Below are 22,799 nucleotides of genomic sequence, written 5' to 3'. Positions count from 1 at the left end.
GCATCCCGTTGAAAGGCCGGTGACTTCGGTACCGGCGAGCGCCGAAGTCCAACGAAGCAGGGTGAGCATGAGCATCGATTCCTCCAGCGGGATCTCCGGCGTCACGCAACTGTTCCAACTTCTGCGGGATGGCGTGCCCCGCACGCGTGCGGAACTGGCGAAGTCCACCGGACTCGCCCGGTCGACCATCGCTGCCCGCGTGGACGAACTGATGCGCATGGGCCTGGTCACGCCGATCGCGGAGACCGTCTCCACGGGTGGTCGACCTCCGTCCCTCTTCGCGCTCAACCCGAGCGCACGCCTGGTGCTTGCCGCCGACATCGGAGCCTCGCACGCGACCGTCGCAGTCACCGACCTGGCCGGCTCCACCCTCGCCGCGCACAGCGCTCCCCTGGACGTGACGCTGGGACCGGTCCCGGTGCTCACCTGGCTGGTCGAGAACGCCATGGCCCTCCTGGATCAGCTGGGGCGGTCGACGAAGGATCTCGCCGCCATCGGCGTCGGCATCCCCGGCCCGGTCGAGCACTCCACCGGGCAGCCGGTCAATCCTCCGATCATGCCGGGATGGGATCGGTTCGATGTTCCCGGCTGGGTGCGGCAGCATCTCGACGTGCCGGTGCTCGTGGACAACGACGTCAACATCTCCGCCCTGGGTGAGTGCGCCGCGGCCTGGCCGGGGATCGAGCACCTCCTCTTCGTGAAGGTCGCCACCGGCATCGGCGCGGGCGTGATCTCCGGCGGCACCCTGCAGCGCGGCGCCCAGGGCATCGCGGGCGACATCGGCCACGTACAGGTCGCGCGCGGCGCGGACGTGCCGTGCCATTGCGGCAACCGCGGATGCCTCGAAGCGCTGGCGTCCGGACCGGCCATCGCCCGCGCACTGACCGCGCAAGGGGTTCCTGCCGACAACGGCAACGACGTGATCGCTCTCGTCAAGCGCGGCAATATCGACGCCATCCAAGCCGTGCGGCAGGCCGGACGCGACATCGGCGAGGTCCTCACCACGTGCGTCAGCCTCATGAACCCGTCGGTCATCGCGATCGGCGGCTCGATGGCGCGCGTCGGAGAGCACCTCATCGCCGGTGTCCGCGAGATCGTCTACACCCGCTCGACGCCGCTGGCCACCGAGCACCTGGCGATCGTGCAGTCGGTGGCTGCGCAGAACGCCGCCGTCCTCGGTGCGAGCATGCTGGCCATCGAGCACGTCCTCTCGCCGGAGACACTCGAAACGCTGGTCAGCGCCTGACGACAGCATCCCGCTCCTCACTGCCGCCCCGCGGCGACGCAGACGCTCAGGCGTCGATGAGCACCTCGACAGCGTCGAGCTCGGGGAATCCGATCTCCGTACCGAAGCTGCCGGCGCCGACCACGGCGCGCGCGCAGGACGGGGTTTGGGGCGCTTTTCATGCTTTGGGGCGCGCCCCCGCGCGCCCCAAAGCACGCATCTCGCCCCAAACCCGAATGGCGTGGGGCGGCAAGGCACCTCGGGACCACTTCGCCGCGATCGTCGAGCCCAGCGAGCCACCCGCGGACGCTGTGCAAGCCCCGCCGTCGGGGGATCGCACTGCGTTCGTCCGGGCTGACGAACGGGGTGCGCCATTTATGTCGGGCTGGACGGAACGCCCGGGTCGCAGCCTTCCTAGAGTGAGGCCATGCCCACCCTCGGAGGCCTCGCTGACTTTCTGCAGACCGAGCTTGTCGCGCGCGCCCGGGACCGTGGGGTCCCCGGCGCGGCGATCGCCGTCGTCGCCGATGGGCAGATCATCGATGCCGCCGCCGGGGTGCTCAGCACCGCGACGCAGGTGGAGGCGACTCCCGAGTCCGTCTTCCAGATCGGGTCGATCACCAAGGTGTGGACGGCCACTCTGGTGATGCAGCTCGTCGACGAGGGACTTGTCGAGTTGGACGAGCCCGTGCGCACCTACCTGCCTGAGTTCGTCCTCTCCGACGACGCCGCCGCATCGGGCATCACGGTACGTCAGCTCCTGAGCCACCGTGCCGGGTTCGAGGGCGACATCCTCACCGACACCGGCCGCGGAGACGACGCCATCCAGACATATGTCGCCACGCTCGTCGACGTGGCGCAGGTCTTTCCTCCCGGTGCCTTCTTCTCGTACAACAACGCGGGCTACATCGTGTTGGGCCGCCTGGTCGAGCACCTGCGCGGGACGACCTGGGAACAGGCGGTCCTCGATCGCATCGCGGGGCCGCTCGGACTCGAGCGCGTCTCACCCAGTCCGTATGAGGCGATCCTCCACCGCGCCGCGGTCGGTCACGTGGGACCCGACGCGGACGGCGTGGAGACCCCGGCGCCGATGTGGGCGCTCGCCCGGTCCAACGGACCGGCCGGATCAATGCTTGCCATGACCGCGCGCGACCTCGCCGGTTTCGCGCTCATGCACCTGACCGGCGGCTCCGTCGGGGGCGACGGAGCCGCCGTCCTCTCCCCCGAGTCCGTCCAGGCGATGCAGCGCACCGAGGTCACGCTGCCCACACTCGCCGGAATGGGCGTCGCGTGGGGACTCGGCTGGGAGATCTACGCCGAGGGCGCCCCCCGAGTGGTCGGCCATGACGGCAACACCATCGGACAGGCGTCCTTCCTGCGGTTGGTTCCGGAGGCCGGGGTCGCGATCGCGCTGTTGACGAACGGCGGAGACGGCATGGGACTGTTCCACGACCTCGCCGAGCCGCTCCTGCGCGACCTCGCCGGCGTCGAACTCCCGCACTCCCCCACGCCCCCGGCCGACCGCGCGGACGTGGATGCGAGCCCCTTCGCCGGCGTGTACTCCAACACCATCGTCGACATGGTCGTTTCGCAGGACGACGCCGGACGCGTGTGGCTCGAGCAGCGCCCGAAGGGGGAGCTCGCCGCCCTGCAGTCCGCATCCCGCAGCGAGCTGGTGCCCTTCGGCGAGAACTCCCTCATCCTGCGCGAGCAGATGAGCGGCATGCATCCGGTGTTCGCGTTCCTCAACCCCGACGACGAGGGTCGCCCGAGGTACATGCATTACGGCCGAGCCATTGCGCGCTCGACCGACAACGACGTTCCGCGCACCACCCGCCCGATCGCCGCCCAGGAGGAATTGCAATGACATCCACTCGCACTGCCATCGCAGCGGTCGCCGCTGCGGGCATACTCAGCCTCACCCTCGCCGGATGTACCGGCGGAGGTGGCGGCTCCGGCGACGGCGCGCCCGTGGAAGGCGGCACGTTCACCCAGATCCTGCCGGCTGACCCGGGCGCTCTCGACCCGCAGATGTCCGCCGGCAGCGCGTTGTTCGCGCTCAGCAAGTTCGCCTACGACTCCCTCGTGAGCGTGGACGCGGATGGCGAGATCCTCAGCCAGCTCGCCACGGACTGGAACGTCGAGGGGCTCACCGCGACCCTCACGATCCAAGATGGGATCGTCTGCAGTGACGGCAGCGACTTCACCGCACAGACCGCGGCCGACAACCTCAACTTCATCGGCAACCCGGAGAATCAGAGCGCCCTGCTCGGGGCCTTCCTCCCGTTCGGCGTCACCTCGGTCGCCGACGGTGACACCGTCACGATGACCCTGACCGATCCCGCCCCGTTCCTCCTGCAGGGTCTGGCGAGTCTGCCGATGGTGTGCGACGCGGGCCTCGCCGACCGCACCGTGCTGGCCGATTCCACCCTCGGCACCGGCCCCTACGAGCTGACCGAGGCCGTCCCCAACGACCACTACACCTTCGAGGTGCGCGACGAGTACGCGTGGGGCCCGGATGGCGCCACCGTCGATGAGCCGGGCATCCCCGCGACGGTGAACGTCCGCGTCGTCACCGACGAGACCACCGCCGCGAACCTGCTGCTGTCGGGCGAGGTCAACGCCGCCCAGATCGTCGGACCCGACGTCGACCGCGTCCTGGCTCAGGACCTGTTCTCACAGGACGCCGTGGAGCTGTCGGGCGAGCAGTGGTACAACCAGGCCGAAGGCCACCCCACGAGCGACCCCGCGGTGCGCATGGCTCTTACCCAGTCGATCGACCTGGAGGAGCTGGCCTCGGTCATGACCGCCGGAAACGGCAGCCCCGCCACCAGCCTCGCCGTGGTGCAACCGGGCGGATGCTCCTACGACTCCGTGAGCGGATCTCTTCCGGCCTTCGACGCGGACGCCGCTGCAGCGGCACTCGACGCCGCGGGCTGGGTGCCGGGGGCCGACGGCGTGCGCGTCAAGGACGGCACGCGGCTGAGTCTGCTGTTCCTCTACGACAACGCGTTCGGCGCCTCGGCGGCGGCAGCGGCGGAGCTCGTGATGAGCGCCTGGCAGGAGATCGGCGTCGAGGTCGAGGGTAAGCAGCAGGACGACACGGTCCTGATCGACGCCCTCTTCAGCACCGGCGACTGGGACGTGGCGTGGGTCTCGGTCAACGTCAACAACCCCGACCAGCTGATGGGCTTCCTCTCCGGAGCACCCGCCCCCGAGGGAACGAACTTCGCGAGCATCGACAACGCCGAGTACCAGGCGGCGATCGCGGAGGCGCTCCAGTTGCAGGGTTCGGACAGCTGCCCGAAGTGGCAGGAGGCCGAGACGGCGCTGTTCCAGGCCGCCGACGTCGTCCCCTTCGCCAACAACCCCATCCGGATGTTCGGGAACGGCGCCGAGTTCACGTGGTTCGGCGAGCCGCAGCCCACGACCATCCGACTCCTCGGCTGACCCGGGCGCGCCCGCGATCTGAAGGACTGATGCGATGACCACGGCGACGATCCGGCTGGCGGAATCTGCGCGCAACACCGCCGATCACCGGTGGGTCCGGTTCGCGGTGCGGCGCACGGGCCGCCTGCTGGTCTCGCTGTGGGTCCTCATCACCGCGGCGTTCCTGATGATCCACCTCGTCCCCGGCGACCCCATCCGTGCGGCCATGGGCCCGAACGCCTCCGCTGAGGTCGTGGCCGCACGGCGGGAGTCGCTCGGGCTGAACAACCCGCTCTGGCAGCAGTACCTCGACTATCTCGGCGGGTTGTTCCGGGGCGATCTGGGGGTGTCGATCGGGTCGCAGCTGCCGGTCGCGCAGACGATCGCGCAGCGGTTGCCGGCCACCGCTGTGCTTGCTGTCCTGGCCTTCGTCCTTGCCATGCTGATCGCGATCCCGATCGGCGTGGCCGTCGCGATCGCGACGCGGCGCGGCCGGGGGCGTGGCCTGGAGCTGGGCTTCACGTCGACGAGCGTCTTCCTCGGCAGCATCCCGGAGTTCCTTCTCGCCGTGGCGCTCGTGGCGGTGTTCGGTGTGCAACTGGGCTGGCTGCCGGTCGCGGGGCGTGAGGGGCCGGCGTCCTACATCCTCCCGGTGCTCGCCCTCGCGCTGGGGCCCGCCGCCGTGCTGGCTCGGATCGTGCGGGTCGAAGTCCTCGCCGTGCTCGATACGGACTTCGTCCGCACCGCGCACGCCAAACGTCTCCCCGCCTGGCGGGTCAACCTCCGGCACGTGCTCCCGAACGCCGTGACCGCCACACTGACGCTGGGCGGACTGCTGCTGAGCGGTCTCGTGGCCGGGACGGTGCTGGTGGAGACCGTCTTCGCGTGGCCCGGGCTGGGCACCACGATCGTCAGTTCCATCCAGACCAAGGACTACCCGCTCGTGCAGGGCACGGTGCTCGTTTACGGCATCGGGGTGCTGCTGGTCAACACGGCGGTCGATGTGGCACTGGCCGTACTGAACCCGCAATCGACAGTGGCGGAGAGCTGATGCGCACGCTCCGGAAGATGATGCGGACCCCGCTCGGGGCGACCGCGCTCGCGCTCCTCGCGCTCGTGCTGGCCGTCGCCGTCTTCGCGCCCCTCGTCTGGGGCGCCCAGGCCGACACCACCGACACGGGCGATCTGCTGGCGGGTCCTTCGGGCGAGCACTGGGTCGGAACCGACAACCTCGGACGCGATCTGCTGTTGCGAACGCTGGTCGCCACCCGGCTCTCGGTCGTTCTCGCCCTGCTCGCCACCGTCGTCGCGGTGACCGCCGGGCTCGTGCTCGGGGTCGCTCCCCTGCTCCTCGGTCGCGTCCTCGGTCGACCGGTCACGTGGTTCACCGGCATCGCCGTTGCCTTCCCCGGCCTGCTGCTCGCGCTCTTCTTCGCCGCCATCTTCGGCAGCAACTCCGTCGCTGCCGTCTTCGCGATCGGACTGGCCGGCGCACCCTCCTTCGCCCGGCTCTGTCAGAACCTCATCTCCGGCATCGAGGCGCGGGACTTCGTCGCTGCGGCCCGCGTCGGCGGCATCGGCCGGTTCCGGGTGCTCACCCGCCACGTCCTGCCCAACATCGGTGAACCGCTCATCGTCAACGCGACCATCGGCGCCGGTGGCGCGCTCCTCGCCTTCGCGGGCCTGTCGTTCCTTGGCCTGGGCGTCCAGCCTCCCGAGTACGACTGGGGCCGGCTCATGATGGACGGCGTCCGCAGCATCTACATCAACCCGCTCGCCGCCCTCGTGCCCGGGGCCGCGGTCGTGATCGCCGGGCTCGCGTTCAACCTCACGGGCGAGTCCGCCGCGCGCACGCTCGGCGTCGGTGACGAGCTCTTCCTCGGCCCGAATGCGTGGCGGCGCCGGAAGTTCCGCCCTTCCCCCACGACGCCGACGACCGGGCACACGGACGAGCACGAAGGTGCGGTGCTCGAGGTGGAGGACCTCCGGGTGACGCTGCCCGGCGCGAACGAACCGGTGCAAGCTGTGCGGGGCGTGACCTTCTCCATCGGCACCGGCGAGATCGTCGGCATCGTCGGCGAGTCGGGATCGGGCAAGACGATGACCGCCCTGGCGGTCGCCCAGCTGGTTCCCGAACCGTGCCGGGTCGAGGCATCCACCCTGCGTTTCCTCGGCACCGACCTGCTCACCACACCCAAGGGACGACTCCGACGGTTGCTGGGCACCTCTCTCGCGATGGTCTTCCAAGACCCGATGTCGTCGTTCAACCCGACGATGCGCATGGGCGATCAGCTCGCCGAGGTCGCTCGGGAGCACGCCGGAATGAGCAAGCGCGCCGCCCGCCGGCTCGCGGCCGATCGCATGGCCGCGGTGCGCATCACCGACCCCGAACGACGCGTCCGGCAGTATCCGTACGAGTTCTCCGGCGGCATGCGACAGCGCGCCATGATCGGGATGGGCCTGATGGTCACTCCGCGACTGATCGTCGCAGACGAGCCGACCACGGCGCTGGATGTGACCGTGCAGCGCCAGGTGCTGGATCTGCTGCGGTTGATCCGCGACGAGAACGGCGCGTCCATCCTCTTCATCAGCCATGACATCTCGGTCGTCGCCGAACTGTGCGACCGGGTGCTCGTGATGTACCACGGCGAGATCGTGGAGGAACTTCCCGCCGCCGACCTGGAGAGCGCGACGCACCCGTACACGCGCGCGCTCCTCGCGGCGGTGCCGCACATGGGCACTCCGCTGGATCGCCCCCTCGCCACGACCCCGGACAAGGCGGCGACCACTGACACCATCGAGACCCCCGCCCGCCCGGCGGTCGACGACCCGACTCGGGAGAACGCGGGAGTGACCACGACATGAGCGAACTCCGTTTCGACAACGTCACCGTGCGCTACGGGATCGGACGGTCTGCCGCGACCGCCGTCGAGGACGTCTCCCTCACCGTGCCGGAAGGCTCCGTCGTGGGCGTCGTCGGCGAATCCGGCTCGGGGAAATCCACCCTGGCCCGCGCCGCCGTCGGCCTCGTCCCGGTGCAGGCGGGCAGCATCACCGTCGGCGGCCAGCCCGTCCCCACCCGCGGACCGCGCCCCTTGCAGATGGTCTTCCAGGACCCGTACTCCTCGCTGGACCCCCGCATGACGCTCGGGGCCAGCATCGCCGAGATCATGCCGGCGGGGATGAGCCGCAAGGAGCGCGCGGCGGAGACGGCGCGTCTGCTGAGACTCGTGCACCTCGAACCCGAACGCGCCGACACCTATCCCGCACGTCTCTCGGGCGGGCAGCGCCAGCGCGTCGCGATCGCCCGAGCGCTGGCCGGACGCCCCCGGGTTCTCATCGCGGATGAGATCACGTCGTCGCTGGACGTGCTCATCCAGGGTGCGATCCTCAACCTCATCCGTGAGCTTCAGGCCGAACTCGGCCTGTCGATGCTGTTCATCTCGCACAACCTGGCGGTCGTGCGCTACGTCGCATCCCGGGTCGCCGTCATGCACGACGGGCACCTGGTCGAGGAAGGCCCCACGGCCGAGGTGCTGGGCGATCCGCGCGACGAGTACACGCGCGAGCTTCTGGCGGCCATCCCCAGTCCCATTCGGTTTACGCCCTGATTCATCGAGCCCCACGAATTCATCGAGACCAAAGGAGCCTCCTGTGACCCGCAGAATGCGCATCGACGACACGCTCGCGCTCACCATCCCGAGCCAGCCTGCCCTGTCACCCGACGGGAAGCGCGTGGTCTACGTCCTCGGGGGCGTCGACGCTGCGGCGGATCACGCGACCAGCGCCCTGTGGGTCGCCGAGGGCGGAACGACTCGCCCCCTCACGCGCGGCAGCAGCGACGCGGCACCGGCCTTCTCGCCGGACGGTTCGACGCTGGCGTTTCTCCGCGACGGCCAACTGTGGACCCTCCCGCTGAGCGGCGGTGAACCGCAGCAGCGCACCTCCCTGCCCCTGGGGGCGGGACCCGCGGTCTGGCGCCCCGACGGGTCGCAGATCGTCTTCACGGCCCCTGTCGACCCGGCGGCGAGCACGGACGAAAGCGACGAGGACCGTGCGGCGCGCAACGGCTCCCCTCTCGTCACCGATGGCATCGACTACCTCGTGGACGGCGCCTGGTTCGTCCGCGGTGTCCGTGCCCAGCTGCACCTGCTCGACCTCGTCACCGGCGAGGTCAGCCAGCTCACCGATGGGAACGCGGATGCGGGGAGCCCGGCCTGGTCGCCCGACGGCGACACGGTCGCCTATGCCACGCGACCGCAGGGGCTGGATGACCTCACCTACCACTCTGCCGTGCATGTGCTGACCCCGTCCGATCCTGCCGCTCCCCCGCGCCTCCTGGCGTTCACGGACGGATACGCCGGCACGGTGTCCTTCACGCCCGACGGCACAGGCCTGCTCGTCGTGGGTTGGCCGGGCGACCCGGAGGGCCTCGCCGGCCTCTTCGCCGTCGACCTGGCATCGGGCGAGCTGACCGAGCTGTCGGCATCCCTCGATCGCAACGTCATGCCCGGCGCCCCCGCCTACCCCGGTGCGGTTCCCCAGGTGACCGCCGGCGGCGACGTGCTGTTCGCGATCCGCGACCGCGGATGCACCCACCTCTATGCCGTTCCCCTGTCGGGCGGGTCGCCGCGCCACCTCTACGGCGCGGAGGGTGAGGTCGTCAGCGGACTGTCCGTGGCGGGCGACACCGCCGCGATCGCGCTCGGCACACCGACCTCGTTCGGCGAGATCGTCCGCCTCGACCTCACGACGGGGGATGCCACGGTCCTCACCGCGCACGGCTCCGCACCCGAGGGGGCCGAGCTGTTCGTCCGCGAGTCACGGGAGTTCACCATCAGCGACGGCACCGTCGTCCAGGGCTGGATCGTCCGCGACCCCACGGTGGACGGGCCCACCCCCCTCCTCGTGGACATCCACGGCGGCCCCCACAACGCGTGGAACGCCGCCGTCGACGAGATGCACGTGTTCCATCAGGAGCTCGCGACTCGCGGATGGACGATCCTGATGATCAACCCGCGCGGAAGCGACGGCTACGGGGCCGACTTCTGGAAGGCCGTCTACCGCGGGTGGGGCGTCGCGGACGCGACGGACTTCCTGGAACCGGTGGACGAACTCGTCGCCGAGGGCCTCGTCGACGCCGACCGGCTGGCGGTCACCGGATACAGCTACGGCGGTTTCATGACCGCGTACCTCACGGGGCACGACGGGCGATTCAAGGCGGCCGTCGCCGGCGGCATCGTCTCCGACCTGGTGAGCATGGGCGGCTCGAGCGATGACGCCCACCTGCTCAATCTCCACGAGATCGGCGTGATGCCCTGGGACTCCGTCAACCGCGACCAGCTCGCCGAGATGTCGCCGTACACGGCGGTCGATCAGGTGTCGACGCCGACCCTCGTCCTCCACGGCGAGAAGGACCTCCGCTGCCCCGTCGGGCAGGCGCAGCAATGGCACTACGCTCTGCGCGAGCGCGGGGTGCCCACACAGCTCGTGATCTACCCCGGGGGCAGCCACATCTTCCCGCTGCTGGGAACGCCCAGTCACCGAGTGGACTATGCCCGCCGCGTCGTCGACTGGGTGGAGCGGTACGCCGGCTCGACCTCCGGACCGCGGCCCGCGGCCATCGACGCCGGCCATTGGCAGCGGCGCCTGGACGTGCTCGCGGAGCGCCACGGGGTGCCCGGCGCCCAGCTGGGCATTCTGCGACACAGCCCCGATAGCGCGGATGACCTCGTGGTCCTCGGCACGGGCACGCTCAACCGGAACCTTCCCGAGGGTTCCGGCCGTGTGACGGCGGACTCGGTCTTCCAAATCGGGTCCATCTCGAAAGTGTGGACCGCCACCGTCGCGCTGCGACTCATCGAGCAGGGTCACTTCACGCTGGACACACCGGTGAAGCAGATCCTCCCCGACCTGCAGCTGGTCAACGACGAGCTCACCCAGGGCGTCACCATCCGCCACCTGCTCACGCACACGAGTGGCATCGACGGCGACGTCTTCACCGACACCGGTCGGGGGGACGACTGCCTGGAGAAGTACGTCGCCCTGCTGTCGGATGCGGCCCAGAACCACCCGCTCGGTGCCACGTGGTCGTACAGCAACTCGGGATTCGTTCTGCTGGGGCGCGTCATCGAGGTCGTGACGGGAAGCGTCTGGGATGCCGCGATGCGGGAGCACCTGTTCGCTCCGCTGGGCCTCACGCACACGGTGACCCTTCCTGAGGAGGCGATCCTCCACGCCGCAGCCGTCGGCCACGTCGATGACGACGGTGTTCAACTGGTGGCGCCCGCCTGGGCGCTCCCCCGCTCTCTCGGCCCTGCGGGGCTCATCACGGCGCGCGCGGCCGACGTGCTGGCGTTCGCGCGTCTGCACCTTGCCCGCGGGATCGCGGAGAACGGCGAGCGCCTCCTGAGCGAGGACGACGTCGCCGACATGCGGGCCTTCCATGTCGAAGTTCCCGACAAGCAGGTGCTCGGGGACTCGTGGGGTCTCGGCTGGATCCGGTTCGATTGGAACGGCGAACGCCTCTACGGCCACGACGGGAACACGATCGGGCAGGCGGCCTTCCTGCGCATCCACCAGGATTCGGGCGTCGCCGTGACGCTCCTGACCAACGGCGGGCACGGGCGCGACCTCTACCAGGACCTGTACCGAGAGATCTTCGCCGAACTGGCCGGGATCGAGATGCAGCATCCCGTCCAACCGCCCGCCGAGCCGGTGGATGTCGACATCACCCCCTATCTCGGCGTGTACGAGCGGGAATCCGTGCGTGAAGAGGTGTTCGTCGGCGACGACGGCCCGATCCTTCGCACCACGGTTCTCGGCCCGCTGGCGGAGCTGGTGCCCGACCCGGTGGACGTCTACCCGCTCACCCCGCTTCGCGAAGGCGTCTTCGCGCTCCGCGAGCCCGGCGCGCAGACCTGGATGACCGCGACGTTCTACTCGCTGGAAAGCGGCGAACAGTACCTGCACTTCGGCGCCCGCGCGACGCCGAAGGTTCCGAGCCCCGCCTGATGGACGCTTCGTCGCCCCTCGCGGAGGCTCTCATTCCGGTCCTCACCGAGGACGGGATCATCGCCACCATCCGTGAGCTCGTGGAGTGCGAGTCGCCGTCGAACGACCTTCCTGCCGTCGCCGCGTCCGCGGACCTCGTGGCGCGGCTCGGCTCCGACCTCCTCGGCGCGCATCCGGAGCGGATTCTGCGAGACGGTCGATCGCACCTCCTCTGGCGATTCGGAGGTGAGACGACGGTGCTCGTCCTCGCCCACCACGACACCGTGTGGCCCATCGGGACGCTGGAGCGGCTCCCGTTCGCGGTGCACGACGGCGTGCTCACCGGGCCCGGGTCCTTCGACATGAAGGCGGGCCTGGCGATGGCGCTGCACGCGGTGGCCGGCCTGACAGACCGGGATGGCGTGGCGATCCTGGTGACCGGCGATGAGGAGCTCGGCTCACCGAGTTCTCGCGGGCTCATCGAGGCCGAAGCACGCGGGGCGCGCGCCGCGCTCGTGCTCGAGGCTTCCGCCGACGGCGCATTGAAAACCGAGCGCAAAGGCGTCGCCCTGTATGACGTGGTTCTGGCCGGCCGCGCCGCGCACGCCGGCCTGGAGCCCGAGAACGGCGCGAACGCGACGCTCGAACTCGCCCACGTGACCCTCGCCGCGGCGGCCCTCGCGGACGACGCGAAAGGGACGACCGTCACCCCCACCGTGGCCGCCTCCGGCACGACGAGCAACACCGTTCCCGCCGCCGCACGCTTGTCGATCGACGTCCGGGCTCGGACAGCCGCCGAGCTGGAACGAGTCGACACGGCGCTCCGCGAATACGTCGCGGTGACCCCAGGCACCAGCATCCGGATTCTCGGCGGGATCAACCGCCCCCCGCTGGAAGCGGCGATGTCGGCGGCACTGTTCGACGCCGCCGCGGAGATCGCCGCCGGCCTCGGCTTCGCGCCGCGGGAAAGCATCGCGGTCGGGGGCGCCAGCGACGGCAACTTCACCGCCGGCATCGGCGTGCCGACCCTCGACGGTCTGGGCGCCGTCGGCGGCGGCGCGCACGCCGAGAACGAGCATGTCCTCGTCGCCGAACTCGTTCCGCGCACACAGCTCCTCGGAGAGCTGATCGCGCGGATCTCACGGAAGGAAGAACCATGGAACAGGTGATCCAGGCCGACGCCCTGGCCGCCTCCGCTGTGCACGACGCCGAGCGCGCCGCACACGAAGCCGGCGTCACCGTCCGGGAGCTCACCTCCATCCCCGACCAGGCCGCATCGGTGCGGCTGCTGTCGGAGATCTGGCGGCGCGGCGCGGAGAACCCCCCGGTCCCCACCGAGCTGCTGCGCGCTTTGGGTAAGGCCGGCAACTACATCGCCGGCGCCTACGCCGACGATGAGCTGGTGGGGGTCGCGATCGCGTTCCACGGAACCCCGGAGCGGCACGCGCTCCACAGCCACATCGCGGGAGTCTCGCCGGCGCACGCCGGGCGTTCCGTCGGTTACGCGTTGAAGCTGCATCAACGGGCGTGGGCGCTGCAGCGCGGCATCGAGGTCATCGAGTGGACATTCGACCCGCTCGTGGCCCGCAACGCGTACTTCAACATCGTCAAGCTCGGCGCCCTCCCCGTGGAGTACCTTCCCAACTTCTACGGCGAGATCCTCGACGGGGTGAATACCGACGACGAGACCGATCGGCTCCTCGTGCGGTGGCAGCTGCGCAGCGCGCAGACGGCGGCCGCCGCGGCAGGCACACCGCGTCGCCCCGACCCCACCGCGCCCGGGGTCGTGTCGGTGGCGGTACCACCGGACATCGTGGAGATCCGGCGGGAGGACCGCGCCCTCGCCCACTGGTGGCGGACCACCGTGCGCGATCGGATGACGGCGCTGCTGGATGCGGGCGCCCGGGTGACGGGGTTCGACCGAAACCTCGGGTACGTCCTGCAGGAAAAGAACGCCGGAGACCAGGAAAAGAAAGAGACATCGTGAAGATCGAGGGCTTCGAGCTTCGGCGGGTGGCCATGCCGCTCGTTTCACCGTTCCGGACGTCGTTCGGCACTCAGACCTCCCGCGACATCCTGCTGATCAAGGCGGTGACGGATGCCGCGGAGGGCTGGGGTGAGTGCGTCACCCTCCCCACGCCGGTGTACTCCCCCGAGTACACCGAAGCCGCCGTCGACGTTCTGAAGCGCTTCTTCCTGCCGGCACTGGGCGCGGCGGAGCTGTCCGGCGCGCACATGGTGAACGAGGTCCTCGCCCCCTTCAAGGGACACCGGATGGCCAAGGCCGCACTGGAGATGGCCGTTCTGGATGCGGAGCTCCGTGCCGAGGGACGCTCCTTCGCGCGGGAGCTCGGCGCGGTGCACGATCGGGTGCCGTCCGGGGTGTCGGTCGGGATCATGGACGAGATCCCCCAGCTCCTGGATGCGGTCGGCGAGTACCTCCACGAGGGGTACGTGCGTATCAAGCTCAAGATCGAGCCGGGGTGGGACATCGACGTCGTCCGCGCCGTCCGCGAGCGCTTCGGAGACGATGTGCCGCTCCAGGTCGACGCCAACACGGCGTACACCCTCCGCGACGCGCAGCATCTGGCGCGTCTGGACGAGTTCGGGCTTCTCCTCATCGAGCAGCCGCTCGAGGAGGACGACGTGCTCGGCCATGCCGAGCTGGCCCGGGTCGTGAAGACACCCATTTGCCTGGACGAGTCGATCACCTCGGCGCAGACCGCGGCCGCCGCCATCCGACTCGGGGCGACGAGCATCATCAACATCAAGCCGGGCCGCGTCGGCGGTTATCTGGAGGCACGCCGCATCCACGACCTGGCCGCGGCGCACGGCGTGCCGGTCTGGTGCGGCGGCATGGTCGAGTCCGGCATCGGACGCGCCGCGAACGTGGCGCTGGCCGCCCTCCCCGGCTTCGCCCTTCCCGGCGACGTATCGGCGAGCGACCGGTTCTACCGCACCGACATCACGGAGCCTTTCGTCATGGTCGACGGGCACCTCGCCGTGCCGCAGGGACCAGGGCTCGGCGTCACGCCGATCCCCGAAATCCTCGACGAGCTGACCACCGCCGTCGAATGGGTGCCGGTGTGAGGTCTACGCTCCCGGATATGAGTCCGGGAGCCCGATCCACCTGGGGACGCGTCCTCACCGACCTGGGCGTGACGCTCTTGGAGGTCGCCTACGGGCGCATCGAGGCCGACCGGCCCGTGGGCGGCGTCGTCATCCACGACCCCGTCGATGAGCCGGTCTATCCGGAGAACTCGATCGTGCTGGGCATCGGCGTGCACACCGCCGAGGACCTGCCCCCGTTGCTGACGACGGTCGGACTCCGGGGAGGTATCGCGCTCATCGTGCGGTCGCCGGTCGAGGTGAACGACGACGTGCGCGCGGCGGCGGATACGGCGGGGGTCGCCATCCTCGGACTCGCCCGCGGGGCCACCTGGACGCAGCTCGCCGCGCTGCTTCGCTCGGTGCTCGCCGAGGAGGACATCGGCCACACGCAGTCGGAGTCGCTCGAGGGGATACCGGCCGGCGACCTCTTCGCCGTCGCCAACGCGATAGCCGCGCTGTTGGATGCGCCGATCACGATCGAAGACCGGTCATCCCGTGTTCTGGCGTTCTCGGGACGGCAGGACGAGGCAGACGCCTCCCGCATCGAGACGATCATCGGGCGACAGGTCCCCGATCGCTATGCCAACGCACTGGCCGATCTCGGGGTGTTCCGCGACCTGTACCGCAGCCACGAACCCGTCGTGGTCGACCCCGTGCGTCTGGGCGAGGGGGTCACCACGCAGCGCGTCGCGATCGCCGTCCGCGCCGGTGACGAGGTGCTCGGCTCGGTGTGGGCAGCCATGGACGGACCGGTGACGCCCGAACGCGCCGCGACCCTCCGTGAGGCGGAGAAGCTCGTCGCCCTGCACCTTCTGCGGGTGCGTGCGGGAGCGGATGCGGAACGGCGGCTGCGAGCGGAACTGGTCAGCCGGGCGATCGAGGGCGGCCCCGCAGCGCGGGACGCGCTCAGCCGACTCGGTCTCGCCGGAAAACGGGTGAGCGTTATCGCAGCCGCCGCGCTGCCGGGCAAGAACGAGACCGGGTCGGTGCGGGCGGACCGCGAGCTCATCGCGTCCCGCGAGCGGCTCATCGACGCTCTGGCCATGCACCTCTCGGCGGTGCAACCGGGTGCCGCGGTGGCCTTCGTCGCGGACACGGCCTACGGCATCATTCCCGTCACCGATGCGGCCGCCGAGGAGCGGTCGGCAGCACTCGCGGAAGACTTCCTGCAGCGCGTGGGAACCCGCATCCCGGCGGTCATCGCGATCGGCCACGCCGCCGACGACATCGCCGGGATCGCGCGCTCGCGGGCGCAGGCTCGCCGGGTCCTCCGGGTGCTGACGGAGCGACCCGGGGGTGGGCGGGTCGCTCGGATGGCGGACGTGGAGACGGAGTCGCTCGTCCTCGAACTACGCGACCTGCTGGCTGCACGCGGTGACACCACAACGGGATTCCTGGCGCGCCTCGCGGAGTACGACCGGCGCAACAGTGCACAGCTCGTCAGCACCCTGGCGGCCTGGCTCGACAGCTTCGGGGATGTTCCGGATGCGGCGGCGGCGAGCTTCATCCACCCGAACACGTTCCGCTACCGGCTCCGCCGCGTCGCGGAGGTCGGCGAGATCGACCTGAGCGATCCGGATGTGCGGTTCTCCGCGATGCTGCAGCTGCGCATCCGCCGCGACTGATGCTGCGATCTCGCTTCGGACCGCCGGGACGGCTGGAGTGATCGTCGGGTCGTCGAGTGCGGTGATCGATCCGGAGCAGAAGCGCCCGGCGCCGAGCGCGATCAGGCCGCGAGGAAGCCGAGCAGCGCTGCGGTGAACGCCTCCGGCGCCTCCTCCGGCACGAAGTGACCCGACCCGGGGATGACCAGTTCCGTGACGTCGGCCGCCACGATGCTCGCCACTTCCGCCACCGAGGCTCCGCTCGCGTACTGCCCACCCACAGCGAGCACCGGCATCGAGAGTCGCCCGCGCTGCTGCCACGCGATGATCTGTTCCGAGGTGGCGTCCGATCGGTAGAACTCGAAGCTCGCCCGAAGAGCGGCCGGGTCGCGCAGCGCGTTCACGTACAACTCCACCGCGTGCGGGGCGATGGCATCGGGCGAGGCGGCCTTCGACGCGAACTGGTGGCCGAAGTACACCTCCTCCCGCCCCCGCACCATCTGCTCGTTGATGTCGCCGAGGCGGTTGAAGGCGAAGTGCCAGAGGAACTCGTTGGTGGGCTTGTCCATGAACAGCGGCGGCGACGGACTCAGCCCGGGCAGAATCGCCTCCGCCAGCACCAGCTTCGTCACCCGATGCGGATGGGCAGCGGCCAGCACATACGCGACGATCATGCCGAGGTCGTAGCCCGCGACGGCGAACGTGTCGTGCCCGAGCGCCGTCATGAGGCCCGCCATGTCCTCCGCCAGCGTGGCGCCGTCGTAACCGTCGCGCGGCTTGGCACTGGCCCCGACGCCGCGGAGGTCTGCCGCCACGACGGTGTAGTGCTCGGCGAGAGCGGGCATAATCAGTCGCCAGCCGTACCAGAACTGGGGCCAGGCCGGCAGAAGGAGCAGGGCGGGCCCCTGCCCGCCGACAACGGCGTGGATGCTCACGCCGTCCACGTCCAGCGTGTGACTGGTGAAGGTCTCCTCGAATCCGGCGGGCAGATTGCCCACATGGTCAACCGTGAACGTCACGTCGTACTCCGATCCGTATGTGGAATCTTTATCCACATAGAACTTATGGGTCGAGTGGATAACTTGTCCAGTTACGCTTTCGGTATGGTGACGGCTCTTCGGCGCGACGCGGCGCACAACCGCGACCAGATCCTGCGCGCCGCGCGGGCGATGGTCGACGGCGGACAACCCCTGGTCTTGAATGATGTCGCCAAGCGGGCAGGTGTAGGAGTCGGGACGACCTACCGCAACTTCCCCACGCCCACGTCGCTGCTCGAAGCAGTCGCGCAGCCCCGGCTCGCCGAACTCATCGCAGCGGGCGAGCGAGCTCTTCACGATGATGAGCCGGGGTCGGCGTTCTCGAGTTTCTTGTCCACCATCGTGCGCGCGCAGATCATCGACGCGTCGTTGCCCCCCGTGAATGCGGCTGTGCACGACGAACTCGAAGAGACGACGCAGCTCAAGGCACGGCTGCGCGAGGTGGGGGCTGAGCTTTTGGACCGCGCCAAACGCGCCGGGGACATCCGGGATGACCTCGCCTACGGCGATGTGGTGCCCCTGGCCTGTGGGCTCGCGCACGCCGTGCGCGCCGGCGCTCCCGGCGATCCGCTCGATGCCGCGGATCGGTACACCCGCATGCTGCTGGCGGGCCTGCACCGCTGAGCAGAAGCGCCCGCCGCTCGCGCGGCGGGCGCTTGCCGAACGCGCTCAGCTCATTTCGCCGAAGGTGCGGTCGATGTCCGCCATCTCCATGGCTGCGGTGGCTTCGATGAGCTCCTGCAGCTCGGTGTCGGCTCCCGGAGAGAACTCCTCGAACCGCTCCGGGGCGATGGTCATCGGCACCCCGACAGGCGCCTGCTCGCTCGCATCGAGCTTGGTGCCGTCGTTCGAGGGCGACATTCCCTGGAAGATCTTCCCCGCCTCGGAAAGGTTCGTCAGGTCGAAGGAGAACTGCTTGCTCTGCAGTCCCATCTCCAGCAGGCGAGCCACCTCGGGGAACTTCTCCGCGTTGGTCTTGGGGATGGGAAGCGACGTACGCCAGTTGACGCCGAGGGTCTCCAGCGCCTTCGCGTACGCGTTCTCGTGCGCCTGATCGCGAACGATGAGGTACGAGATCGTGCTGCGGGCCGTCTTGTTGTCGGTCATCTCGTACAGGCGGCACTTCTGCAGGCGCCCGGTGGACTCCAGCATCAGGTTGTAGAGCAGGTCGAGTACCAGGTTGCCCGAGTTGTAGACATAGGTGCCTACCCATGGGTTGCCGGCGGCATCCACCGGCAGCGCACCCTGAGCACCCACGAGGTAGTGGTGGATGTTGCTCTCGTGCTTGGCGATCTCCAGCGGGATCGAGCCGCCCGCGCCCGGCTTGTCGAGCGGGTCGGTGAGCTTGCCGTTGTAGCGCGGCGACCCGTCCAGCAGACGCGAGATGGTCGTGCCGATGAGCTCGACGTGGCTGATCTCTTCGGTGCCGATGCCCTGGATCAGGTCCTTGTACGGCTTTGCGGACGGGCCGCGGAAGTTGATGCTCTGGAAGAGGTACTGCATCATCGTGCGTATCTCACCGAACTGCCCGCCAAGGCCCTCCTGGAGTGCGTTTGCGGCCGCGGGATCCGGCTCGTCCTGCTCGATTTCGTTGATCAGTTGCTGAACGTGAAAGTACATGAGGCCTCCGAAGCGGTTGGTCCTCTCAGCCTCGTCGCATCGACACATAACCGAGACCCTCTCGCCTTTCCGCCGGGTGCCGAGTACCCTCCGACCTACATCTGCGATGAGTCTCGATTGTCGGTGTCCTCGACGGCTGTGACGATCCCCCGACGTGCGACGCCCGAAGCTGCTGGTGCTGCGTCAGGATCAACCAGGCACGTGAGCGGCGAAAGCAGCGCAGTCGCCTAGCCTGCTGTCATGCAGTCTTCGCGTGCGGAATGGGTCGAGCACGTGATGTGGTGGCACGTCTACCCACTCGGATTCGTCGGAGCATCCATACACCCCCGCGGCGACGACGATCGAGAGCTCTCACACCGCCTGAGCCGGATAGAGGCGTGGCTGGATCATCTGATCGGTCTGGGTCTGAACGGGCTGCAGCTCGGCCCGGTCTTCGCCTCCACCACCCACGGATACGACACGACCGACTACTTCCGGGTGGATCCCCGGCTCGGCGACGAAGCCGACCTGGTCGCGCTGATCGACGCCGCGCACGCGAAAGGCGTTCGGGTGCTGCTGGACGGTGTGTTCAATCACGTCGGCCGCGAGCATCCCGCCTTCGCCCTCCTCGAGCAGGATGGCCCGGACGCCCCTACCGCGAATCTGTTCTCGGTCCGCTGGGACGGCTGGGCGCCCGGCGATCCGGTGGACGCGGATGTTTTCGAAGGTCACGAGCATCTCGTCGCGCTCGACCACAACTCGCCGGCCGTCGAGGATCTGGTCGTCGAGGTGATGCAGTACTGGCTGGAACGAGGCATCGACGGGTGGCGCCTGGATGCGGCGTACGCCGTCGCACCCCGCTTCTGGGGTCGCGTGCTCCCGCGCGTGCGCGAACGGTTCCCGCACGCGTGGTTCACCGGCGAGGTGATCCACGGCGACCAGGTGGCGATCGTCACCGAGTCAACGATCGACTCCCTGACCCAGTACGAGCTGTGGCAGGGCATCTGGCACGGCATCGCCGACCTCAACCTGTTCGAGCTCGCCCACGCCATCGGACGGCACGACGATCTCCTGAAGACCTTCATCCCGAGCACCTTCGTCGGCAACCATGACGTCACCAGGATCGCCACGGCCGTCGGCGACCGGCACCTCCCGCATGCGCTGGCCGTGCTGTTCACCGTTGCCGGGACCCCGTCGGTGTACGCCGGGGACGAATACGGATACCACGGCACCAAGGAGGAGCGCGCGGGTGGGGACGACGCCATCCGCCCGCAGTTCCCGGCCCACCCTCCGCGACGCGAGGATCTCGAGCCGCAGGAACGCTCTGTGCTGGAGACGACCGAAGCCCTCATCGCGCTACGGCGCCGACGCCCGTGGCTCCACCGCGCGCACACCGACGTCGTCGAGCGCGCCAACACCACCCTGGTTCTACGTTCCGCCGCAGGTGACGAAGCGATCGTCACCGCACTCAACCTGGGCGACGAACCTGCCCGCTTCAGCGCCGCCGGCGCGATGACCGTGGAACTGGGACAAGGCGAGATCCGAGGCGGCCAGGTCATCCTTCCGCCTCACGGGTGGGCAGTCCTCGCCTAGCAGCGGACGCCCCCGTGTGATCAGCCGGCCGGATATGCCAGGAGCGATTGGCTGATCTTCTCTGCTTCCGGGTCGTTGCTCGCGGTCATACCGGGGTCGACGATTTCCACCCTGCTGCCGTCCGGCCCCCTGGCCTTCATTCCGACGCCGCCGCAGCCTGACCACGAGGGCTCATCGGCCGGGACGACGACGACGCACGGAGCATTGCTGTCCTTCGCCCGAACGAGGTAGTAGATCGTGCCGGCAGAATCTTCGCCGGCAAGCCGCGAGCTGTCGGCGTCCATGCGCGCTTCGGAGACGTCGAAAGGAATCTCATCCGCGGTCGTTCGATCCCGCTGGAACTCCGGAAGCTCGCCAGGAGCACTGCACCCACCGATGAGGAACAGGCTCCCCACCACCACCAGTGAGGTCGTCAGGCGTCTCATTCCGCGATCGTAGCCTCGCGGTCTTCGAGATGTCGATCAGCAGCGAGCGTCGCCGCCGGAAGTGCCGGATCCGCCTGTAGCGTTACCCCTCCAGGACATGCCGTTCGCGAGCGGCCCGATCCCGAGGACTGAGAGAGGTTCCCCATGGCCAAGAACAGCAAAGCGGAGAAGGCGGCCGGCGCAGCGCTGGATGCCGCAGCCGCAGCCGCCAAGGACGCCAAGCGCCTGAGCAAGACCCTCCCGAAGAAAATCGCGAAGAAGCTGCGGTCGCTGGCGGACGAAGCGAAGAAGGCCTCGCAGGCATCGAAGAAGAAGATCGCGCGCCATCCCCGGAAGGTCGAGAAGAAGGCGGCCGAGGCCACTGCCCGCGTCCAGAAGGCCGCGGACAAGGCTGAAGCCAAGGGCGCCGCGGAAGCCGCTCCCACCGAATCCGCGGCCCCTGCCGCCCTTCTGAACGAAGCTCTGAGCGCCACCCTGCCGACGACCGACCTGGCGTCACTCACGGTCGTGGAGCTGCGCGACCGCGCCCGGGCCGCGGGCCACAGTGGCTTCTCCCGCTTCACCAAGGCTGAGCTGATCGCCCTCCTGTCGTCCTGACCGCGTGCCGCGCTCCACGGGATCCCGCGGTCCCGCCGCGTGAGCGCCGGTGCCGAGCCGCAGATTCGGCCCCAGCCGTCAGGTTTCGCCCGGGCCCTCGCGGCTGGGTGGGTTACACGATGGGGAGGACGAATCGGGCCTCGTCTTCGCGGCCGAAGATCGTCTTGCCGTAGGCCTCGAAGCCGCTGGCGGCGAGGGTGTGGCCGTGGCGGCTGGCGGTGGCCTGGTCGCGCCAGACCCGCTGCAGGGACGCGGACTCGGCGAACCCGGCGGAGCCGTGCGCGGTCATCAGGTCGTTGATCATCGTGGTGATGGTCTCCACGACCCAGCCGGCTTTGGCGCGCATCTCGATGCGTTCCGCGTACGGGGCGTAGTAGCCGTCCTGGGCGCCCTGGTAGATGGTGTCGGCGACGTCGCGGGCGACGAGTTCTGCGGCGTTGAGCTGCACGGATGCTTTCGCGATCGCGCTTTGGAACACCGCGGAGTCGGACTGCTTGGCGTACCCGGTGTACGCGATCGCCTTGCTGTCGGCTTTGGAGATGACGTAGTCCAGTGCGGCGCGTCCCATTCCCAGGTGCGGGCCGATGAGCTTCATGAACAGCGACGGCACGAACACCGTCTGGTACGTGAGGTCGTCGTAGTTGCTGAGGTAACCACCCTCGACCGCGGCGGTGAGGGGGAAGATGCGGTGCTCGGGAACGAACACGTCCTCAGCGATCTGCATCACACTCGCGGTGGATTTCATCCCCGCGACATACCAGTTGTCCTCGACGCCGAGTTCGGAGGTGGGGATCAGGGCGAGACCGGCATCCACGACCTCACCGGCATCGTTTTTCAACGGCACACCCAGCAGCGACCAGTCCGCGTTCATGCTGCCGGTGCCGTAGCCCCACTTGCCCGTGACCCGGTAGCCGCCGTCGGCCCGCTGCGTGTCCGAGGTCGTGGCCAGCACGATCGAGATGAACGAGTTCACGCCCTTGTCAGTGCCCCACACGTCCTGCTGCGCCTGCTCGCTCATCAGAGAGACAACCCACGCACCGGAATCCAGGATGCCGTGCACCCACGCGATGCTGCCATCCCCCCGACCGATCGCACGCGCGACCGCGTGGCACTCGGCCGTGTTCGCGCCCAGACCCCCGAAAGCCGGCGGCGCGGAAATACCGAACGCACCCGTCGCGGCGACCGC

Annotated in this window: 18 protein-coding genes; 14 read left to right on the top strand and 4 right to left on the bottom strand. The window is 69.3% G+C overall.

All coding sequences use genetic code 11. The features are described from left to right. Window positions 1–67 precede the first annotated feature (67 nt). The 11 genes from AC4FS2_RS00090 (at window position 68) to AC4FS2_RS00040 (ending at window position 16,383) form a co-directional block, all read left to right on the top strand. Window positions 68–1,246: an ROK family transcriptional regulator gene (locus tag AC4FS2_RS00090; RefSeq protein ID WP_491154592.1), complete on the top strand. Its 1,179-nt coding sequence runs from the start codon at window positions 68–70 to the stop codon at window positions 1,244–1,246. A gap of 406 nt (window positions 1,247–1,652) precedes the next feature. Next, entirely contained in the window at window positions 1,653–3,092 is a 1,440-nt protein-coding gene (locus tag AC4FS2_RS00085) for a serine hydrolase domain-containing protein (RefSeq protein ID WP_491154594.1), read from the top strand. Next, window positions 3,089–4,675 carry an ABC transporter substrate-binding protein gene (locus AC4FS2_RS00080; RefSeq protein WP_491154596.1) on the top strand — a complete coding sequence of 529 codons (1,587 nt, stop codon included), beginning with the start codon at window positions 3,089–3,091 and terminating at the stop codon, window positions 4,673–4,675. Before AC4FS2_RS00085 ends, AC4FS2_RS00080 begins: the two co-directional genes overlap by 4 nt. 34 nt (window positions 4,676–4,709) lie before the next feature. Next, window positions 4,710–5,705 (top strand): ABC transporter permease, encoded by a 996-nt coding sequence (locus AC4FS2_RS00075; protein ID WP_491154598.1) that lies wholly within the window; start codon window positions 4,710–4,712, stop codon window positions 5,703–5,705. A 17-nt stretch (window positions 5,706–5,722) separates the two neighbouring features. Beyond that, a complete protein-coding gene (locus AC4FS2_RS00070) occupies window positions 5,723–7,519 on the top strand; it encodes a dipeptide/oligopeptide/nickel ABC transporter permease/ATP-binding protein (RefSeq protein ID WP_491175940.1) in 1,797 nt (598 codons plus the stop codon). Further along, window positions 7,516–8,265 carry an ABC transporter ATP-binding protein gene (locus AC4FS2_RS00065; RefSeq protein WP_491154601.1) on the top strand — a complete coding sequence of 250 codons (750 nt, stop codon included), beginning with the start codon at window positions 7,516–7,518 and terminating at the stop codon, window positions 8,263–8,265. The genes AC4FS2_RS00070 and AC4FS2_RS00065 overlap by 4 nt, the downstream gene beginning before the upstream one ends. Window positions 8,266–8,308: 43 nt before the next feature. Beyond that, window positions 8,309–11,668 carry a serine hydrolase gene (locus AC4FS2_RS00060; protein WP_491154603.1) on the top strand — a complete coding sequence of 1,120 codons (3,360 nt, stop codon included), beginning with the start codon at window positions 8,309–8,311 and terminating at the stop codon, window positions 11,666–11,668. Beyond that, a complete protein-coding gene (locus AC4FS2_RS00055; protein WP_491154605.1) occupies window positions 11,668–12,816 on the top strand; it encodes a M20/M25/M40 family metallo-hydrolase in 1,149 nt (382 codons plus the stop codon). Before AC4FS2_RS00060 ends, AC4FS2_RS00055 begins: the two co-directional genes overlap by 1 nt. Then, a complete protein-coding gene (locus AC4FS2_RS00050; protein ID WP_491154607.1) occupies window positions 12,804–13,634 on the top strand; it encodes a GNAT family N-acetyltransferase in 831 nt (276 codons plus the stop codon). Before AC4FS2_RS00055 ends, AC4FS2_RS00050 begins: the two co-directional genes overlap by 13 nt. Continuing rightward, window positions 13,631–14,737, top strand: coding sequence for an o-succinylbenzoate synthase (gene menC / locus AC4FS2_RS00045; RefSeq protein WP_491154609.1), 1,107 nt, complete (start codon window positions 13,631–13,633; stop codon window positions 14,735–14,737). Before AC4FS2_RS00050 ends, menC begins: the two co-directional genes overlap by 4 nt. A 17-nt stretch (window positions 14,738–14,754) precedes the next feature. Beyond that, window positions 14,755–16,383: a PucR family transcriptional regulator gene (locus AC4FS2_RS00040; protein ID WP_491154611.1), complete on the top strand. Its 1,629-nt coding sequence runs from the start codon at window positions 14,755–14,757 to the stop codon at window positions 16,381–16,383. A 101-nt stretch (window positions 16,384–16,484) separates the two neighbouring features. Here the strand turns inward: AC4FS2_RS00040 and AC4FS2_RS00035 are convergent, their stop codons facing one another. Then, a complete protein-coding gene (locus AC4FS2_RS00035) occupies window positions 16,485–17,417 on the bottom strand; it encodes an alpha/beta fold hydrolase (protein ID WP_491154613.1) in 933 nt (310 codons plus the stop codon). A gap of 48 nt (window positions 17,418–17,465) precedes the next feature. Here AC4FS2_RS00035 and AC4FS2_RS00030 point away from each other — a divergent pair, with 48 nt between their 5' ends. Further along, the gene (locus AC4FS2_RS00030; protein ID WP_491154615.1) at window positions 17,466–18,023 is read left to right on the top strand and encodes a TetR/AcrR family transcriptional regulator; all 558 of its coding nucleotides are present in this window, start codon (window positions 17,466–17,468) and stop codon (window positions 18,021–18,023) included. Window positions 18,024–18,068: 45 nt separating this feature from the next. Here the strand turns inward: AC4FS2_RS00030 and AC4FS2_RS00025 are convergent, their stop codons facing one another. Further along, window positions 18,069–19,019, bottom strand: a complete 951-nt coding sequence (locus AC4FS2_RS00025) for a manganese catalase family protein (protein WP_491175938.1) — start codon at window positions 19,017–19,019, stop codon at window positions 18,069–18,071. 240 nt (window positions 19,020–19,259) lie between these two features. On the opposite strand from AC4FS2_RS00025, the gene AC4FS2_RS00020 reads away from it, so the two are divergent. Beyond that, window positions 19,260–20,591 carry an alpha-amylase family glycosyl hydrolase gene (locus AC4FS2_RS00020; protein WP_491175936.1) on the top strand — a complete coding sequence of 444 codons (1,332 nt, stop codon included), beginning with the start codon at window positions 19,260–19,262 and terminating at the stop codon, window positions 20,589–20,591. Between the two features lie 20 nt (window positions 20,592–20,611). Here AC4FS2_RS00020 and AC4FS2_RS00015 read toward each other — a convergent pair whose 3' ends face one another. Beyond that, complete coding sequence (locus AC4FS2_RS00015) at window positions 20,612–21,016, bottom strand: hypothetical protein (protein ID WP_491154619.1); 405 nt, start codon at window positions 21,014–21,016, stop codon at window positions 20,612–20,614. 144 nt (window positions 21,017–21,160) lie between these two features. Here AC4FS2_RS00015 and AC4FS2_RS00010 point away from each other — a divergent pair, with 144 nt between their 5' ends. Continuing rightward, entirely contained in the window at window positions 21,161–21,613 is a 453-nt protein-coding gene (locus AC4FS2_RS00010) for a hypothetical protein (RefSeq protein ID WP_491154621.1), read from the top strand. Between the two features lie 112 nt (window positions 21,614–21,725). On the opposite strand, the gene AC4FS2_RS00005 is transcribed toward AC4FS2_RS00010, so the two are convergent. Then, the coding region (locus AC4FS2_RS00005) for an acyl-CoA dehydrogenase family protein (protein WP_491175934.1) at window positions 21,726–22,799 on the bottom strand (1,074 nt) is incomplete at its 5' end.

The organism is Microbacterium sp. Z10_103 (assembly GCF_058310455.1).
The sequence above is the reverse complement of the archived record's forward strand: the minus strand, read 5'-3'. Positions and strand labels throughout refer to the sequence as shown.

Bases quoted from the DNA above. Each gene is read 5' to 3' on its own strand.
- AC4FS2_RS00010 (WP_491154621.1), top strand. From the start codon at position 21,161: ATGGCCAAGAACAGCAAAGCGGAGAAGGCGGCCGGCGCAGCGCTGGAT.
- AC4FS2_RS00080 (WP_491154596.1), top strand. From the start codon at position 3,089: ATGACATCCACTCGCACTGCCATCGCAGCGGTCGCCGCTGCGGGCATA.
- AC4FS2_RS00065 (WP_491154601.1), top strand. From the start codon at position 7,516: ATGAGCGAACTCCGTTTCGACAACGTCACCGTGCGCTACGGGATCGGA.
- AC4FS2_RS00075 (WP_491154598.1), top strand. From the start codon at position 4,710: ATGACCACGGCGACGATCCGGCTGGCGGAATCTGCGCGCAACACCGCC.
- AC4FS2_RS00070 (WP_491175940.1), top strand. From the start codon at position 5,723: ATGATGCGGACCCCGCTCGGGGCGACCGCGCTCGCGCTCCTCGCGCTC.
- AC4FS2_RS00040 (WP_491154611.1), top strand. From the start codon at position 14,755: ATGAGTCCGGGAGCCCGATCCACCTGGGGACGCGTCCTCACCGACCTG.
- AC4FS2_RS00050 (WP_491154607.1), top strand. From the start codon at position 12,804: ATGGAACAGGTGATCCAGGCCGACGCCCTGGCCGCCTCCGCTGTGCAC.
- AC4FS2_RS00030 (WP_491154615.1), top strand. From the start codon at position 17,466: ATGGTGACGGCTCTTCGGCGCGACGCGGCGCACAACCGCGACCAGATC.
- AC4FS2_RS00055 (WP_491154605.1), top strand. From the start codon at position 11,668: ATGGACGCTTCGTCGCCCCTCGCGGAGGCTCTCATTCCGGTCCTCACC.
- AC4FS2_RS00085 (WP_491154594.1), top strand. From the start codon at position 1,653: ATGCCCACCCTCGGAGGCCTCGCTGACTTTCTGCAGACCGAGCTTGTC.
- AC4FS2_RS00090 (WP_491154592.1), top strand. From the start codon at position 68: ATGAGCATCGATTCCTCCAGCGGGATCTCCGGCGTCACGCAACTGTTC.
- AC4FS2_RS00015 (WP_491154619.1), bottom strand. From the start codon at position 21,016: ATGAGACGCCTGACGACCTCACTGGTGGTGGTGGGGAGCCTGTTCCTC.
- AC4FS2_RS00020 (WP_491175936.1), top strand. From the start codon at position 19,260: ATGCAGTCTTCGCGTGCGGAATGGGTCGAGCACGTGATGTGGTGGCAC.
- AC4FS2_RS00025 (WP_491175938.1), bottom strand. From the start codon at position 19,019: ATGTACTTTCACGTTCAGCAACTGATCAACGAAATCGAGCAGGACGAG.